The sequence below is a fragment of the Halomonas sp. GFAJ-1 genome, assembly GCA_002966495.1.
In the GTDB taxonomy this organism is placed as follows: Bacteria; Pseudomonadota; Gammaproteobacteria; order Pseudomonadales; family Halomonadaceae; genus Vreelandella.
Genome location: CP016490.1, coordinates 2,964,375 through 2,978,873 on the forward strand (window position 1 = coordinate 2,964,375; position 14,499 = coordinate 2,978,873).

Sequence of the window (14,499 nt, forward strand, 5' to 3'; positions counted from 1 at the left end):
GTACGTTAACCAACGGAAAGGAAAGCAAAATATGGAACAACCCGTACACCATTTTAGCGAACTTTTTGAGCAGCTTGGATTACCCTCTGATTCAGAATCTATCGAGCGCTTTATACAACGCAACTCGCCGCTCCCCGAAGAGATGGCCCTAGCAGACGCTCCCTGCTGGAATGAAGGCCAAGCAGAGTTTCTACGCGAAGCCGTTGAAGCAGATGCTGACTGGGCAGAAGTGGTTGACCACCTTGACGCATCAATGCACAAAACCGGCTAACCACACGCAGCCATGCCCTGCGCTAAGTAGCCAGAGAGGTTAATACTCTTCAATAACGGCTAAAAATCACGCGCCGCTTCAACGCGGCGCCGATACCAGCCACCTACTAATAGCAGTAATGCCAGCGCCAAAAGTGGGAATATAACCTCAAACTGAAGGGCATTTTCCTCTTCTATTGCCTCAAGAGCGCCATAAATGGCACTGCTATAGACCGCCCACTTTACCGACAAGCCCAGCGCCGCCGCGATTAAATAGCGGCCCAGCGAAATGCGTCGCAGGCCAGCAGCAAAATTAATCACCGAATGCGGAAAGCCCGGTAGGATACGTAACGCGCACTGGGTAAGAAGGTCACTACGCGCCTCTAATGTTTCCATGACCTTAAGCGTCAACCCTTTAGGGTTCCAGCGGTCGCCCGCATTTGCCGCTAGCTGGTAAGCGCCCCACGCACCTGCAACACTGCTTATGGTCAACATAAACGTCGCAATCAGTGGTGAATAAAAAGGGGCAATCAACCACAAGCCAATACTGCCAGGTAAGCCAATGGCAAGGGTTACCGCCATTGTTACCATTACGCCAATGATCACCACCGGATGATGAGACATCGTGGCCGCCCAGCGCTTTACCGCCATTAAATCAGGGGAGTACCATAACCAAACATAAGCAAGCATGGCCACGACCGCGAAGCCCGCGGCCCAACGCCATGAGTAACGTGTGAAATTATTCATGTAACCGAGCTTCAACCCGTTCAAGTATTTGGCGGCTGACTTTACCTACTAAAGGTTTGGCAGCTTTGTTTACCGCTTTTTCCATTAAGCGATTACGAATATCATAGTGTAAGGTTAACTCAACCTCCGTTCCTTCAGGCACTGCACGCAGCTTATAGCGCCCCTGGTTTTTCACCCCTTCCAACGACTCCCACGCCAACACGTGAGGGGGCTGAATTTCTGTCACTACTACATCGAAGGACCAGTCCATACCCACCGCCCGTACATGCCAACGGTAACGGTCATTGCCTAACGTATCGATCGAACGAATTAAATCAGAATAGTCCGCAAAATCTTCAACGCGGCGTAACAGCTCAAATACGCGCTCTGGGGACGCTTTAATAATTTCACTATGTTCTATGGTGGCCATGAGCTTGTCTCTTACGGCTGGGATTAACAGCTTAACATGCCAAACCATGCCGACATACACAACGAAGCGGCGTGACTACCTCTGGTCAGATAACCCCACATTGCGTACACTGCCGCCCTTCCGGACCGGACCCCGGATCATCGCTTAGCGTGACGCTAACGCGCCTAAAAAATTCTCCGAACAGTGAGTATTAATCATGTCGTTAAACACCACTCTAGACGCAAACGCGTCTGCCACCGTTGTGATTTATTCCGGTGGCATGGACTCCTACACAGTACTTCATCGCGCGCTGAACGAAGGCCTCACCGTTCACGCGCTCTCGTTTGATTATGGACAGCGCCACGCACGAGAATTGACCACTGCACGAAACGTTTGCCAGCAGCTCGAAGTGCCTCATCAGGTGGTTGATATACGCGCCATTCACGGCCTGATTGATAACTCGGCATTAACCAGCGATGCCATTGCCATGCCCGAAGGCGACTACGCGGCGGATAACCTGCGCGCCACGGTGGTACCTAACCGCAATATGATCCTGCTTTCACTTGCGATTGCTAAAGCGGTCAATATTGGCGCCCAACGCGTCGATTATGGTGCCCATGGGGGAGACCATATTCTCTACCCTGACTGCCGTCCTGAGTTTGTTCAAGCCATGAACCACGTGTCTGGCATCGCTAATTTCGAACCCGTCACGATCCACGCCCCCTACCTGCAATCTACCAAAGCGGAGATTTTGCGTGATGGGCTTGCCATGGGCCTAGATTACCGCGATACCTGGACCTGCTACGAAGGGCGCGAACTCGCCTGCGGTAAGTGCGGCAGCTGCCGAGAACGTCTGGCCGCCTTTAGCGCTAACCATGCCACCGATCCACTCGCATATGAAAGTGGCGTTTTGCAGGGAATGCGCTGATGTACCAAGTTAAAGAGGCATTTTACACGCTCCAAGGCGAAGGCGCACAAGCGGGCCGCGCCAGCGTATTCTGCCGCTTCAGCGGCTGTAATCTTTGGTCAGGTCGAGAGATTGACCGCGCTAGCGCCAAGTGTACATTTTGCGATACCGATTTTATCGGCACTAACGGTATTAATGGCGGCCAGTTTGCTACAGCAAGCGCGCTGGCCAATCATATTCATGCGCTGTGGCCCCAGAGCTCTAGCCGAGCGACGCCCTATGTGGTTTTTACAGGAGGCGAGCCGCTGTTGCAGCTCAATGCCGAGCTGGTAGCTGCGCTGCACCGTTATGGGTTTGAAGTAGCCGTGGAAACCAACGGCACCCTTTTGCCACCGCCCGGTATCGACTGGCTGTGCGTGAGTCCAAAGGGCACTAACCCTCTTGCAGTGACCCACGGGGACGAACTAAAGCTGGTTTATCCGCAACCTGACGCGCTACCAGAAAATTTTGCCTCGCTCGATTTCAGCCACTTTTTTTTACAGCCCATGGATCGCGGTAGTGAGTCACTAAATGCTCAAACGGTTAAATCAACGACCGCTTACTGTATGGCTAACCCCCAGTGGCGCCTCTCGCTTCAAACGCACAAAATCGCAGGATTTGATTAATGTCGCTATTTGTTAACCACCTGACCCATATTGATGTTTCCCTCTGGTGCCCAGAAAAAGGCCTAAAGGGGTGCAGTTGGCAAGTAGATGCCCTATTAGACGGAGAGCTGGGTGAAGACGGCATGCTGTTTGACTTCGGTGAGGTGAAGCCCTGGATTAAACGAACGCTCGACAGCGGTCTTGACCATACACTGCTAGTACCCCTCAAGGCGCCAGGCATTGAAGTCAGCGAGTGCCCTGAAGGCATTTGTATTCGAACTACTACTCCCTACGCCATGGAAGTACGCGGCCCCGCCGAAGCATTTACACTGCTGCCATGGGAAACAATTACTATTGGAGATGTTACAGATCTACTGAGCGACACTCTCACTATGCAGCGGCCTGACAACGTTCATTATGTAAAGCTAAGCTTAAGTGATGAGGCTATTGAAGGCGCAGCTTACGGCTACAGTCATGGACTGAAACGCCACACAGGCAACTGCCAACGTATTGCCCATGGGCACCGCTCAAGACTCTATATATGGCAAGAAGGTGAGCGGCAAACTACCCTTGAGCAACAATGGGCTGACTGGTTAGACAATCGTTATTTACTTGAAGACGCGGATATCGCTTACCAAGATGATGCTACTTTGACCTGTCGCTATGAAGCCGCACAAGGAGAGTTTTTAATCACTATCCCTCAAGCTCGCTGCTGCGTATTACCTAAACCGACCACCGTAGAAAATATTGCTGCGTGGTTAGCTGAGAGAATAACCGAGCAAAGCGGAAAATCGTCCTCGGTTCAGGCATTTGAAGGGATTAATAAAGGCGCAATGGCTGACGTCTTAACATGAGCAGTGGAACAACTGCGCCACAGCCAACGGCTTGCCGTGTCGGCTGTGGCGCATGCTGTATAGCGCCATCCATCACCTCCCCCATACCAGGCATGCCCCATGGCAAACCGGCTGGGGTTAGGTGCGCTCAATTAAGCGATGACAACCTATGCAAGTTGTTTGGCCACCCTACTCGCCCTGCCGTGTGCAAGCAGTTCGAGTTTGATCGCCATGTGTGTGGCGACGACCGCGAACAGGCAATCGTCACACTCACATGGCTTGAAAAAACGACCGCCTAGAGAATGCATTTTCCTCTGCTTGAGCCTGCATTAGCTCTCCACACTTGTCGCCTGTGAACGACGGTCTAGCAGGCTCGTCCAGCGCACTAAAACAGGCGCATCACTGTGGCTGATTTCGCCTAGCAAGCCTCTAAATGCTTCTCTTGCCTGCTGGTCGCTAGGCGCAATGCGCGTCAACCAAAATTCCAGTGCTGCCAACTCCTGGTGGCGATTACCATGTTCCCGAGCCTGGTGAATCGCCATTTCCGCTAGCGCTTTTACCTCATTGGCTGGATGCCCAAGCAGATCGCGCACTTTAGCAAGTTGGGTAGCAAGCTCGGGTAAAAACAGCGTTGTTCGTTCACGAGCGATTACTAAGCACTGGTCTAGGTAATCTTCTGCTGCCGCTAACTCACCAAGTTCGATACAGGCATCAGAGTACCAGAGTACCGGCCGCTGAAAATGGTCGCGGCCTTTTAGCTCGGCCATTTGATCTAAGCTATCGCGCATCTGGACTAGCCCGCCATGATCGCCTGCCAGGGCACGTTGCCAACCTAATACACCCTGAGCGGAAATTTGCCAAAGCTGCAAGTCCGGGGTTTCTGTCATCGCTGCCGCGCGCTCAGCATGGCGCGCAGCAAGGTGAACATGACCAAGCTGACGATAAAGCGCTGCAGCAAACATTAACGCCATGGCTAAGGTGCCGGGGTGACCTATTTTTTCAGCCAATCGAATAGCGGACGAGACGTGCCGCTCGGCACGCTGGTAATCCCCACGCAAACAGAGCGCCCAACCTTGAAAACACGTCGCCGTTACCTGCGGGTGATCCGAGAACGGTAACCACTCAATCATCATCTGCGCGTTAAGTGGGTCGATCTCGTCTAGATGGTCGTGGGCCTGCTGAATACGCCCCGCCCAATACTCACACTGCGCCCTGGCATAGTCTGCCAGCCGCTGATAACGCGGATCTTCCAAGCGCTCAGCAATATCGGAAAGGGTAGACGCCAATGCAAATGCGTCCGCATGGGCATAACGCTGACTGCGACCCACCCACAGCCCCCACTTCACCAAGAAAATTTGCTCGAGATCTTCTGGCTCATCTGAAACCTCACCACAGGGGTGACGCAATAGCTCTCTGGCACGCACGAAACTTTCATGGGCCGTTGGCGAACCATGCCCTTCAAGAGCAAAGGCAGCTTGTCCACGCACCGTAAGCAGGCTTACCTCACGCTCTACTTGGTGTTCTACATGGCGCAGGCTAGCCAACCCAAAATCTGCCATGCGCAACGCCGTGCGGTTGGCACTCACCTTTAGGGCCTCGCGGGCAGCTAGTTCAAAGTAGCGGGCACCTCGAGCATAGTGACCACTGCGACGTAAATGGGTAGCAAAGTCGCCTGGATGGCGACTAATCCACACCGGAAAGCGCTCTTCGATCAGCGTTACCACCTGCTGGTGAAGCTTCACCCGAACATCTCTTGGGCAGGAAAGGTAAGCGGCTTCCTGAAGAAGCTGATGACTAAACTGGAACTCGTGCTCGCCGCTCTCTTTTTCAACTGGCTCGATAATCTCCAACCGCCGCATATGCTCAACCGCCTGGATAAGGCGAGCTTTTTCACACCCACTGCACTCGAGCAAAAAGTCGAGCCTGAAGCGCTTACCAAGCACTGCCGCCACGTGGGCTATTTCGCGGTCGCCTTCAAGTTGGTCAATGCGGCTAGCCAGTAGCCCTAACAAGCCTTTGGGCAGCTCGTCGAATTGCACGGTCCGCCCTTCACGGCGATCCATATCCAAGCGGCGGCAGATCTCCTGCAGGTAAAGCGGCACACCGTCGCAGCGCTCAATGATTTGATTTCGCAACCGTGGGCTTAAATGAATTCTATAGCGTCTTGAAAGCTGAGACAGTAGACGAGAGGACTGCAAAGCATCCAGCTTACTTAGGCTAATTTGCTGATCCCAATGCAGCTTAACAGGCAGCGGTTCACGGCCGTGGTGGCTAGCCACTAGCATAAAGGCAGTGTTAATGGGCAAGCGAGCCTGAAGGCCCGCTAACACCTTGAAAGAGGGCTCGTCCAACCACTGCAGGTCATCAATCATCAGCACTAGCGTTTTAGCACCAGACTGCTGATCTATTAACCGGTGCAGCAGGCGCACTACCAGCTCAACGGCCTCGCCGTTTTGGGTTAGCTGGGTAATCTCTTGAACATCGCGAACGCCCAAGGCTTCTTCAAGCAGTTGCTGGCGCTGCTCGTCCAGGGGTTCTATTTCTAAGCGCTTCTGTAACTGATATATAGAATCACTGGTGGGCGCTGCTTCCAAGAACCACGCGACTAGAGTACGGGCGACGCCATAAGGCTCTAATACCGAAAGGCGTGTGGTAGGCTGCCAGCAAATAGCCGCATCGCGGCTAAGTTCTAGCTGGCGGAACCCCACCATCAGAGCGGATTTGCCCATACCAGAAGCACCGCGTACCAAAACGCTCTGACGCAGCCCAATACCCGCCCGGGCAAGAGCGTCCCGCAACGTACGCAGCGATGTTTCACGGCCCACTAAACTGGGCGGTAACGCATCACGCCCACCCTCGTTTTGGCCTAATACCAGTGCGCGTAGGCGCACACGACCGTCGCTGGCCACCAAGCGCGAAACTAGCCGCGGCTGAAGATCAAGCGCGGGCGGCATGTGTTGGCTCGACTCCTGCGAGATAACCAACTCGCTGCCTTCTGCCGCGCTCATAAGTTCCAAGGAGACCTGAGTGACCTGGCCAAGAGGGTCTGCTAATTGGCGCTCCGGCAGATACACGACGCGCCCACTGTGCAGCCCAGCAGCAAGTTCAAACTTGGGCGGTTCGCCCTCTCCGGTCCAGTGCCGTGCAGACTCTTGAGGCAGCGCTTGGCGGCAGTGCTCGTATAGAGCCACGAGTTCCGCTAATTGGTGCGCAGGCCCATGAGTACCAAAGCAGGCAAGCCCCAAGCCGCCGGTAGCCCCAGGTAGCCAAAAGCCCCCTAGATGGTGGCACTGTTGCTCTAACCAGCGCAGTAGCTCTAATTGAAGAGCCAAGCAGTTGCGTGTTGCAGCACGCTCCTGCCAATCACCCTGAAGCCTCAGGCGAATCGCCATAACAGAGAGCTGACGAAGCTCGATTTCATCTTCACGCAACGGCTTACTGTCAGCGGCTAACGCACGGGAGAACGCCCCTTGAGGACTCATTGCCCGCGGGTCGTGATGGCCGTCAGACCAGTAAGTTGCTAGCTGTAAGAAGCTCGGCTCGGGCTGTTGACCAGAGAGTGCCAATAGCTGCAAGTAACTATTGAACTGCTCATGGGCTGCCGCCATTTGATTCTTTTCAGCGAGCTGGCGAACTAAACGCTCATGGAAAGGGCCATAGCCTGAGAAACGGCTAACCAACCCTTCTAACATGGGATCAGGTACATCGGCATGGGCATCTAGTACCTGCTCAGCAAAACGAATAACGCGTTGGCGCCATTCATTTCTTACCTGCACCAGCCAACGCTGGAATTCACTACAGTTAGCAAGCTGCAACTCTTCAATCAAATCGCCTTGATAACAGGCCATTACCGCTTCAAGAGTGGCTAAATCCCGCGGCCCTTCAAGCAATTTCTGCAGTTCATGTAAATCTACCTGCCAGTGGTTAGGCAGCTGAAAAGCAATGGTTTGGCGAGATACGTTCAGCACATGCTCAGCGTTGTCGCCCATGGATTGACGCAAACAGTGCAGCGCGTGGCGCAGGTTAGTCCTGCCAGATGAGAGGCCTTGGTCTGGCCAGAGCAGCTCAGCAAGCGCGGCACGATTTACCGGCTGGCGGTGCAACAACAAATAAACCAAAAGGGCTTTAACTTTGTCGTAACTGAAATGTGTCAGCACATCCTCGCCTTGCGTTAGCGAAAAATGGCCAAAAAGGGTCAGCTGGTCTGTCGGTTGAGCATCGCGCATGATACACATCCTGCCTTGGCTAGCAGTGGCTTAAGCTGGCACGCCACTATGAAAACGAAAAGCCGTATCTTGCGAAGTGATCAGCTCCGCTTCACGCGCCACGAAAAAGGCGATTCGGTCATCCAACGAATCATCTGTTTGCTGCCGTGCAAGCAATAAATAATCTTCAAAATGACGCCCCTCAGACTTCACCAGCGTGCGATAAAAGCGCGCCAGCTCTTCATCTAAATAAGGGATTAAGCGCGCAAAACGCTCACAGCTGCGTGCTTCTATTAATGCACCAATGATCAGCACATCGATCAGCCGCTCCGGGTCGTTGCTACGCAAATGCTTGCGCAAACCCTCGGCATAGCGCGAGGCCGTAAGATGCCGATACGCCACGCCCCGTTTCTCCATTAAAACGACTACCTGCTCGAAGTGCAGCAGCTCTTCACGGGCAAGCTGCGACATTTTGCTCAACAAAACAGGCTGATCGACATAACGATAGAGCAAGCTCATCGCCGTTGAAGCCGCTTTTTTTTCGCATTGCGCATGGTCGATTAGCAGCGTATTAGGGTTCTCTAGCGCCCACTCCAACCAAGCATCTGGCGTTGGGCACGCCAAAAATGCCTCAAGACTTTCCGGTAACAAATCATCAGCTTGCAGCCCATGACCCACCGGCTGTAGTGCTTTTAATTGTATTGACATAACACCATTACCAATTGCTTATCTCATTATTGTACAACATATAAACGCCTTATGGCGTTTGCTCCCTTTAAAACACTGCGCTATCTACCGTCATGTAACCTTAAACAAAGAGGTTCTTAACACCTCATTCAACTGACCTGAAACCACAACTACTTGAAACACGCCACGCCCGAGTAATACGACTTTTTGAGCACGCTTTTCATGCCATCAGCGTAATACATGGTAACGCGACATCACCATAATCACACTCGGACTTACCATTAATCACCCTTATTGGGTAAAAAACTTACAGCGTTTCGTCCAAAAATTTTAAAAAAGCCAGTTCAGGAAACTAAATATCAACTCATCAACATAAAGTACAACGCGCTCAACCGCTTGTCGCCTTAACATTGTCGACAGTTTGCCGTAGAATCCCAACCATCCACCAGACGCTGTTTGTCAAGCGTATGTCACGTGTACGGACGCATACTCAATACCGTGTGGGCATGCGTTCGCCACCATTAGAAGATGAGAGGGCCCCAACGTGCTTGAAGCTTACCGCCAACATGTCGAGGAACGCGCTGCTGAGGGCGTCCCGCCCAAGCCCCTAAATGCTGAGCAAGTCGCTTCCGTAATCGAGCTGCTGAAAAATCCGCCGGCGGGTGAAGAAGAAGTTATTCTTGACTTAATCACCAACCGTGTACCGCCAGGCGTTGATGAAGCTGCTTATGTTAAAGCAGGTTTCTTAACCGCGATTGCCAAAGGGGAAGCTACCTCTCCGCTAATCGACAAAATCCATGCTGTTAAACTGCTTGGCACCATGCAAGGCGGTTACAACATCGTCTCTATGGTTGAACTGCTGGATAATGAAGAGCTGGCTCGTGAAGCCGGCGAACAGCTGAAGCACACGCTGTTGATGTTTGACGCTTTCCACGATGTTGAAGAGCGCGCTAAAAATGGCAACAACGTCGCCAAAGATGTCATTCAATCCTGGGCTGACGCAGAGTGGTTCCTTTCCAAGCCTGCGCTGGAAGAGAAAATCACGTTGACGGTCTTCAAGGTGCCTGGCGAAACCAACACCGATGACCTCTCACCTGCCCCTGATGCTTGGTCTCGCCCTGATATTCCGTTACATGCCAACGCTATGCTTAAAAATGAGCGCGAAGGTATCGAGCCGGAAGTACCAGGCACCACTGGCCCGCTAAAACAGATCGAAGAAGTAAAAGCCAAGGGCTTCCCCGTTGCTTACGTGGGTGACGTGGTAGGTACCGGCTCTTCGCGCAAGTCCGCCACTAACTCGGTTCTGTGGTTCTTCGGCGATGATCTTCCCTACGTGCCAAACAAACGTGCAGGCGGCTTCTGCTTTGGTAACAAAATTGCTCCGATCTTCTTTAATACTATGGAAGACTCTGGCGCGTTACCGATTGAAATGGACGTCGCCAACTTAGCAATGGGCGACGTCATCGACGTTTACCCCTACGAAGGCAAAGTGTGCAAGCACGGCACCGACGAAGTGGTTTCCACTTTCGAGCTAAAAACTCAGCTAATTCTGGATGAAGTACGCGCGGGTGGCCGCATTCCGCTGATCATCGGCCGTGGCTTAACCGGCAAAGCGCGTGAATCTCTGGGCCTTGAACAGTCTGACGTATTCCGCCTGCCTGACCAGCCAAAAGACACGGGTAAGGGCTTTACACTTGCTCAGAAAATGGTCGGTAAGGCGTGCGGCCTGGACGGCGTTCGTCCTGGCATGTACTGCGAACCCAAAATGACCACGGTCGGTTCCCAGGACACCACTGGCCCGATGACCCGTGATGAGCTGAAAGACCTAGCGTGCCTGGGCTTCCAAGCCGATCTGGTTATGCAATCTTTCTGCCATACCGCTGCATACCCGAAGCCGGTAGACGTTGATACGCACCACACACTTCCCGACTTCATTATGAACCGCGGCGGCGTATCACTGCGCCCCGGTGATGGCATCATTCACAGCTGGCTTAACCGCATGCTGCTGCCTGACACCGTCGGCACCGGCGGCGACTCCCACACCCGCTTCCCGCTGGGCATCTCGTTCCCAGCCGGTTCAGGTTTGGTGGCGTTTGCTGCAGCCACCGGCGTTATGCCGCTTGATATGCCGGAGTCTGTACTGGTGCGCTTTAAAGGTACTCGTCAACCTGGCGTTACCCTGCGCGACCTGGTTCACGCTATCCCGCTTTACGCCATCAAGAAAGGGCTTCTCACCGTCGAGAAATCCGGTAAGAAAAACGCCTTCTCCGGCCGCGTACTAGAGATTGAAGGCCTTGAAGAGCTGACGGTAGAGCAAGCCTTCGAGCTTTCTGATGCCTCTGCTGAGCGTAGCGCTGCTGGCTGTACCATTACGCTGTCTGAAGAGAGCGTTACTGAATACCTAAAATCGAACATCACACTGCTGAAGTGGATGATTGCGAATGGTTACGGCGATGAGCGTACCATTAGCCGCCGCATCGAAGGCATGGAAGCATGGCTTGCTAACCCGCATTTGATGCGCGCTGATAAAGATGCAGAATACGCCGAGGTTATTGAAATTGACCTCAGCGAGATTAAAGAGCCGGTGCTTTGCGCTCCGAACGACCCAGACGATGCGCGCTTACTGTCTGACGTTGCGGGCCAAAAGATCGATGAAGTATTCATCGGCTCGTGCATGACCAACATCGGCCACTTCCGCGCTGCCGGCAAGCTGCTTGAGAAACAACCTGCAGGCAGCCTGAAGACTCGTCTATGGCTGGCACCGCCCACCAAGATGGATCAGCACCAGCTGACCGAAGAGGGTTACTACGGCATTTACGGCCGTGCAGGTGCCCGTATGGAAATGCCGGGATGTTCACTGTGTATGGGTAACCAGGCACGCGTTGCTGCGAAAAGCACCGTCGTGTCTACGTCTACACGTAACTTCCCGAACCGTTTAGGCGATGGTGCCAATGTCTACCTCGCCTCAGCGGAATTGGCAGCGGTCGCCGCTGTAGAAGGCCGCCTGCCAAGCGTTGAAGAGTACCAGCGCTACATGAGCGAATTTGACGCTATGGCAGGAGAGATATATCGTTACATGAACTTCCACGAAATCGAGGAGTATCAAAAAATCGCCTCGAACGTGATTCCGGTTGCACAAGAAGTTTAAGACCCTTGTTGCAATCGATCTATCGCCGATGCTCGCACCATCGCAGAACGGGTAATACTACCTTTTTCTGAGTCGATGACCGAACGCCCCGCCCTGTTCACAGGTCGGGGCGTTTTTTATAGCTAGCCATGCCCATTAATCTAGCTAAACGAACCATTGGCAAACCAACTGTTAATCAAGCCAACTGTTAAGAGAAAGGAGCATGTTATGACCACCAGTAACGCGATTGTGACCCCCGACTTGTGCGATGCCTACCCAGAGGTAACCGTGCTAGAACCGATGTTTGCCAATTTCGGCGGCGTTGACAGCTTTTACGGCCCTATTCGCACAGTAAAATGCTTTGAAGACAACTCTATGGTGAAGCAAGCGGTTGCCGAACCAGGTGAGGGCGCCGTGCTGGTTGTTGATGCTGGTGGCTCTAACCGTTGCGCCATGCTGGGTGACATGCTGGCCGAGCAAGCCGCTAAAAACGGCTGGGCAGGTGTCGTCATGTTTGGCTGTGTGCGGGATGTAGACATACTAGTAACCCTACCACTAGGCGTACAGGCCCTAGGCAGCCATCCCCGGCGTAGCGAAAAGCATGGCGAAGGGCAACGGGATATTCCAGTTACCTTTGCTGGCGCCACCCTACACCCGGGCCAGTGGCTATATGCTGATAATAACGGCATTATCATCGCGGATAAGGCGCTCCACATATCCCAATAGTGCAATCTTGCCAGGCGTGGCAGATAGTGCCACCCTGGTGCCTCACTCAGACATTTTTGTGACTATGCAGCCGTTAAATCAATTAGGTTACGCGTTATTAAAAACTCTTCGTGATCATCTACGTCCTCTGATTGCGTACCACCTGCTCTTCACAATACTCGCCACTGCTCTGCTAGTGCCCCTGATTGCCTGGGCGGCGCGGGCCGTACTGGCGCAACTTAATCGCGTGGTAGTTACCAATGATGCGCTGATTAGCTTACTGTTTAGCCCTCTTGGCCTTGTAGCTATGTTAGTAGGGCTTGGCTTTACCTTCTTGCTGATCTATTGGCAGCAAGCAGGAATGCTAATGGTGGCCGTAAAGCCGAAGGACAATCACTACGCGTTAGCGTTTGAAGCACTATGGCGCAGCACACGGCGCTTGCCCGCCCTGTCGGGCTTAGTCGTCTTGCAAGTAGGCGCCCACTTGCTGCTGCTGACTCCCTTTATGCTAGGCCTTGCCTGGCTATATGACGTCTGGCTGAGCGGACTTGACCCTTACTACGTGCAGCGCGTACGCCCCCCAGTATTTTGGTATTTCATTGCCTGCGCCCTTCCCCTTTTAGTCGTTTGGGCCAGCCTTGCGGCATGGCTCTACTTGCGGTGGCTGCTTGCTCTCCCGCTGGTGGCTTTGGAGAGCTATAACCCCTATCTAGCACTCAAGCGCAGCGTGGTGCTAACCCGTGGATGGCACCGCTCTATAGGCGTCGCGGTCCTGGCGCTACTGGTCATTATTATCGGCCTTCCTTTCATCGCAACGTGGCTGTTTGATCTTGTATTCACACCTCTTCTTTGGTGGTTACCTGAACGTAGCGCGGTGCTCATTCCCGCGATGTTTGCGTATTTAACAGGCTATATATTAGTAACACTTACCCTTACTTTTTTAGGTGTCGCAACCAACGCACTGCTTTCTGCCTGCCTCTATTTACAACTAGCGTATCGCGAAGTGCGCCCCTCACCTCGCTCTGAACAAGCACATCCGGGACGCTGGGCCTGGGCAATCGAGCTCAGTGTACTGATGATAGCGGCACTTCAAGCCTGGTGGATTCTCAATAGCTTCGAGATACGCGACAAAGTAACGGTGATTGCCCATCGCGGCAGCTCGATGGTGGCACCGGAAAACACCCTGGCTGCTGTAGAGCAAGCCTTAAAAGACCGCGCCGACTATGTAGAGCTGGATGTACGCCTGAGCGCTGATAATCATGTGCTGCTCTACCATGACCGCACCCTGGCGCGCTTAACCGGAGACCCCCGCGAATTTGGCGACTTAACACGAGAAGAGCTAAGTCATTTTGACGTGGGCAGTTGGTTTGGCGATGCCTATCAAAATGAAAAAATTGCAGGCCTGGATGAAGCTCTGGCACTGGTACGCGGTCGGGCAGGATTGATGATTGATATGAAACCTCTACCCGGTCAAGAGCGGGTGCTTGCCCGTGCCGTATTGGAAACGCTGGACGCCGAAAGCGACATTCGCTACCGCTGCTGGGCCACCCAAGAGAGCGCGCTAACGGCAGTCGCAAACTGCGGCTTTCCCAACGCCCTGATGGATATGCGTATAGCCACTATGTCGCCAGACACCGTTAGCTATATTAAGCAGCAGGCACCCGAACTACGTGTCACGCTGCTCGCCCAACTGATACTGCCAGGCAACCTGGATCGCCGAAGCTTTGATGCACTCGGGCTTAGGCATAACCGAATAAATCGCCAGGAAATACGTCTAGCAGCACTATATGGTTACGAGATACACGCGTGGACAGTAAATGACACGACGCGTATGTCGACCCTCATTGACCTGGGCGTTGATGCCATCATTACCGACTATCCGGATCGGCTGCGGGCGTTAGTGGAAGAGCGCCGCACCTTAAGCGACGGCAGCCTTATGCTGGTGAAGCTTCGCAATTGGCTGCGAGAGTAGCCGCTGCTGATAAATAGCCGCTCATCTCCCACTAA

General features: G+C 53.3%; 11 protein-coding genes. 7 read left to right on the top strand and 4 right to left on the bottom strand.

Annotated features, from left to right (window positions below):
• Window positions 1–31 precede the first annotated feature (31 nt).
• Complete coding sequence (locus BB497_13345; protein ID AVI63618.1) at window positions 32–271, top strand: hypothetical protein; 240 nt, start codon at window positions 32–34, stop codon at window positions 269–271.
• 59 nt (window positions 272–330) lie between these two features.
• Here the strand turns inward: BB497_13345 and BB497_13350 are convergent, their stop codons facing one another.
• Window positions 331–996 carry a sulfurtransferase gene (locus tag BB497_13350; protein AVI63619.1) on the bottom strand — a complete coding sequence of 222 codons (666 nt, stop codon included), beginning with the start codon at window positions 994–996 and terminating at the stop codon, window positions 331–333.
• Window positions 989–1,405: a cyclase gene (locus tag BB497_13355; GenBank protein AVI63620.1), complete on the bottom strand. Its 417-nt coding sequence runs from the start codon at window positions 1,403–1,405 to the stop codon at window positions 989–991. Before BB497_13355 ends, BB497_13350 begins: the two co-directional genes overlap by 8 nt.
• 196 nt (window positions 1,406–1,601) lie before the next feature.
• Here BB497_13355 and BB497_13360 point away from each other — a divergent pair, with 196 nt between their 5' ends.
• Genes BB497_13360 through BB497_13370 form a run of 3 tightly spaced genes read left to right on the top strand, consistent with a single transcriptional unit; the run spans window position 1,602 to window position 3,789 of the window.
• Window positions 1,602–2,312 carry a 7-cyano-7-deazaguanine synthase QueC gene (locus BB497_13360; GenBank protein ID AVI63621.1) on the top strand — a complete coding sequence of 237 codons (711 nt, stop codon included), beginning with the start codon at window positions 1,602–1,604 and terminating at the stop codon, window positions 2,310–2,312.
• Complete coding sequence (locus tag BB497_13365) at window positions 2,312–2,956, top strand: 7-carboxy-7-deazaguanine synthase (protein ID AVI63622.1); 645 nt, start codon at window positions 2,312–2,314, stop codon at window positions 2,954–2,956. The genes BB497_13360 and BB497_13365 overlap by 1 nt, the downstream gene beginning before the upstream one ends.
• Window positions 2,956–3,789 (top strand): 6-pyruvoyl tetrahydropterin synthase-related protein, encoded by an 834-nt coding sequence (locus tag BB497_13370; GenBank protein ID AVI63623.1) that lies wholly within the window; start codon window positions 2,956–2,958, stop codon window positions 3,787–3,789. The genes BB497_13365 and BB497_13370 overlap by 1 nt, the downstream gene beginning before the upstream one ends.
• Before the next feature lie 308 nt (window positions 3,790–4,097).
• Here BB497_13370 and BB497_13375 read toward each other — a convergent pair whose 3' ends face one another.
• Window positions 4,098–7,994: an ATPase gene (locus tag BB497_13375; protein AVI63624.1), complete on the bottom strand. Its 3,897-nt coding sequence runs from the start codon at window positions 7,992–7,994 to the stop codon at window positions 4,098–4,100.
• Between the two features lie 30 nt (window positions 7,995–8,024).
• A complete protein-coding gene (locus BB497_13380; GenBank protein ID AVI63625.1) occupies window positions 8,025–8,681 on the bottom strand; it encodes a tRNA hydroxylase in 657 nt (218 codons plus the stop codon).
• A gap of 523 nt (window positions 8,682–9,204) precedes the next feature.
• Between BB497_13380 and BB497_13385 the strand changes: the two genes are divergently transcribed.
• The 3 genes from BB497_13385 to BB497_13395 all read left to right on the top strand — a co-directional run bounded on the left by BB497_13385 (window position 9,205) and on the right by BB497_13395 (window position 14,464).
• Window positions 9,205–11,808 carry a bifunctional aconitate hydratase 2/2-methylisocitrate dehydratase gene (locus BB497_13385; protein AVI63626.1) on the top strand — a complete coding sequence of 868 codons (2,604 nt, stop codon included), beginning with the start codon at window positions 9,205–9,207 and terminating at the stop codon, window positions 11,806–11,808.
• Between the two features lie 207 nt (window positions 11,809–12,015).
• Window positions 12,016–12,513 carry a ribonuclease activity regulator protein RraA gene (locus BB497_13390; GenBank protein AVI63627.1) on the top strand — a complete coding sequence of 166 codons (498 nt, stop codon included), beginning with the start codon at window positions 12,016–12,018 and terminating at the stop codon, window positions 12,511–12,513.
• Window positions 12,514–12,520: 7 nt separating this feature from the next.
• Window positions 12,521–14,464 (top strand): glycerophosphodiester phosphodiesterase, encoded by a 1,944-nt coding sequence (locus tag BB497_13395; protein AVI63628.1) that lies wholly within the window; start codon window positions 12,521–12,523, stop codon window positions 14,462–14,464.
• Window positions 14,465–14,499 lie beyond the last annotated feature (35 nt).

What these genes read in the sequence shown, in the direction of transcription:
- BB497_13345 (AVI63618.1), top strand. Translation starts at nt 32, where the DNA reads ATGGAACAACCCGTACACCATTTTAGCGAACTTTTTGAGCAGCTTGGA.
- BB497_13350 (AVI63619.1), bottom strand. Translation starts at nt 996, where the DNA reads ATGAATAATTTCACACGTTACTCATGGCGTTGGGCCGCGGGCTTCGCG.
- BB497_13355 (AVI63620.1), bottom strand. Translation starts at nt 1,405, where the DNA reads ATGGCCACCATAGAACATAGTGAAATTATTAAAGCGTCCCCAGAGCGC.
- BB497_13360 (AVI63621.1), top strand. Translation starts at nt 1,602, where the DNA reads ATGTCGTTAAACACCACTCTAGACGCAAACGCGTCTGCCACCGTTGTG.
- BB497_13365 (AVI63622.1), top strand. Translation starts at nt 2,312, where the DNA reads ATGTACCAAGTTAAAGAGGCATTTTACACGCTCCAAGGCGAAGGCGCA.
- BB497_13370 (AVI63623.1), top strand. Translation starts at nt 2,956, where the DNA reads ATGTCGCTATTTGTTAACCACCTGACCCATATTGATGTTTCCCTCTGG.
- BB497_13375 (AVI63624.1), bottom strand. Translation starts at nt 7,994, where the DNA reads ATGCGCGATGCTCAACCGACAGACCAGCTGACCCTTTTTGGCCATTTT.
- BB497_13380 (AVI63625.1), bottom strand. Translation starts at nt 8,681, where the DNA reads ATGTCAATACAATTAAAAGCACTACAGCCGGTGGGTCATGGGCTGCAA.
- BB497_13390 (AVI63627.1), top strand. Translation starts at nt 12,016, where the DNA reads ATGACCACCAGTAACGCGATTGTGACCCCCGACTTGTGCGATGCCTAC.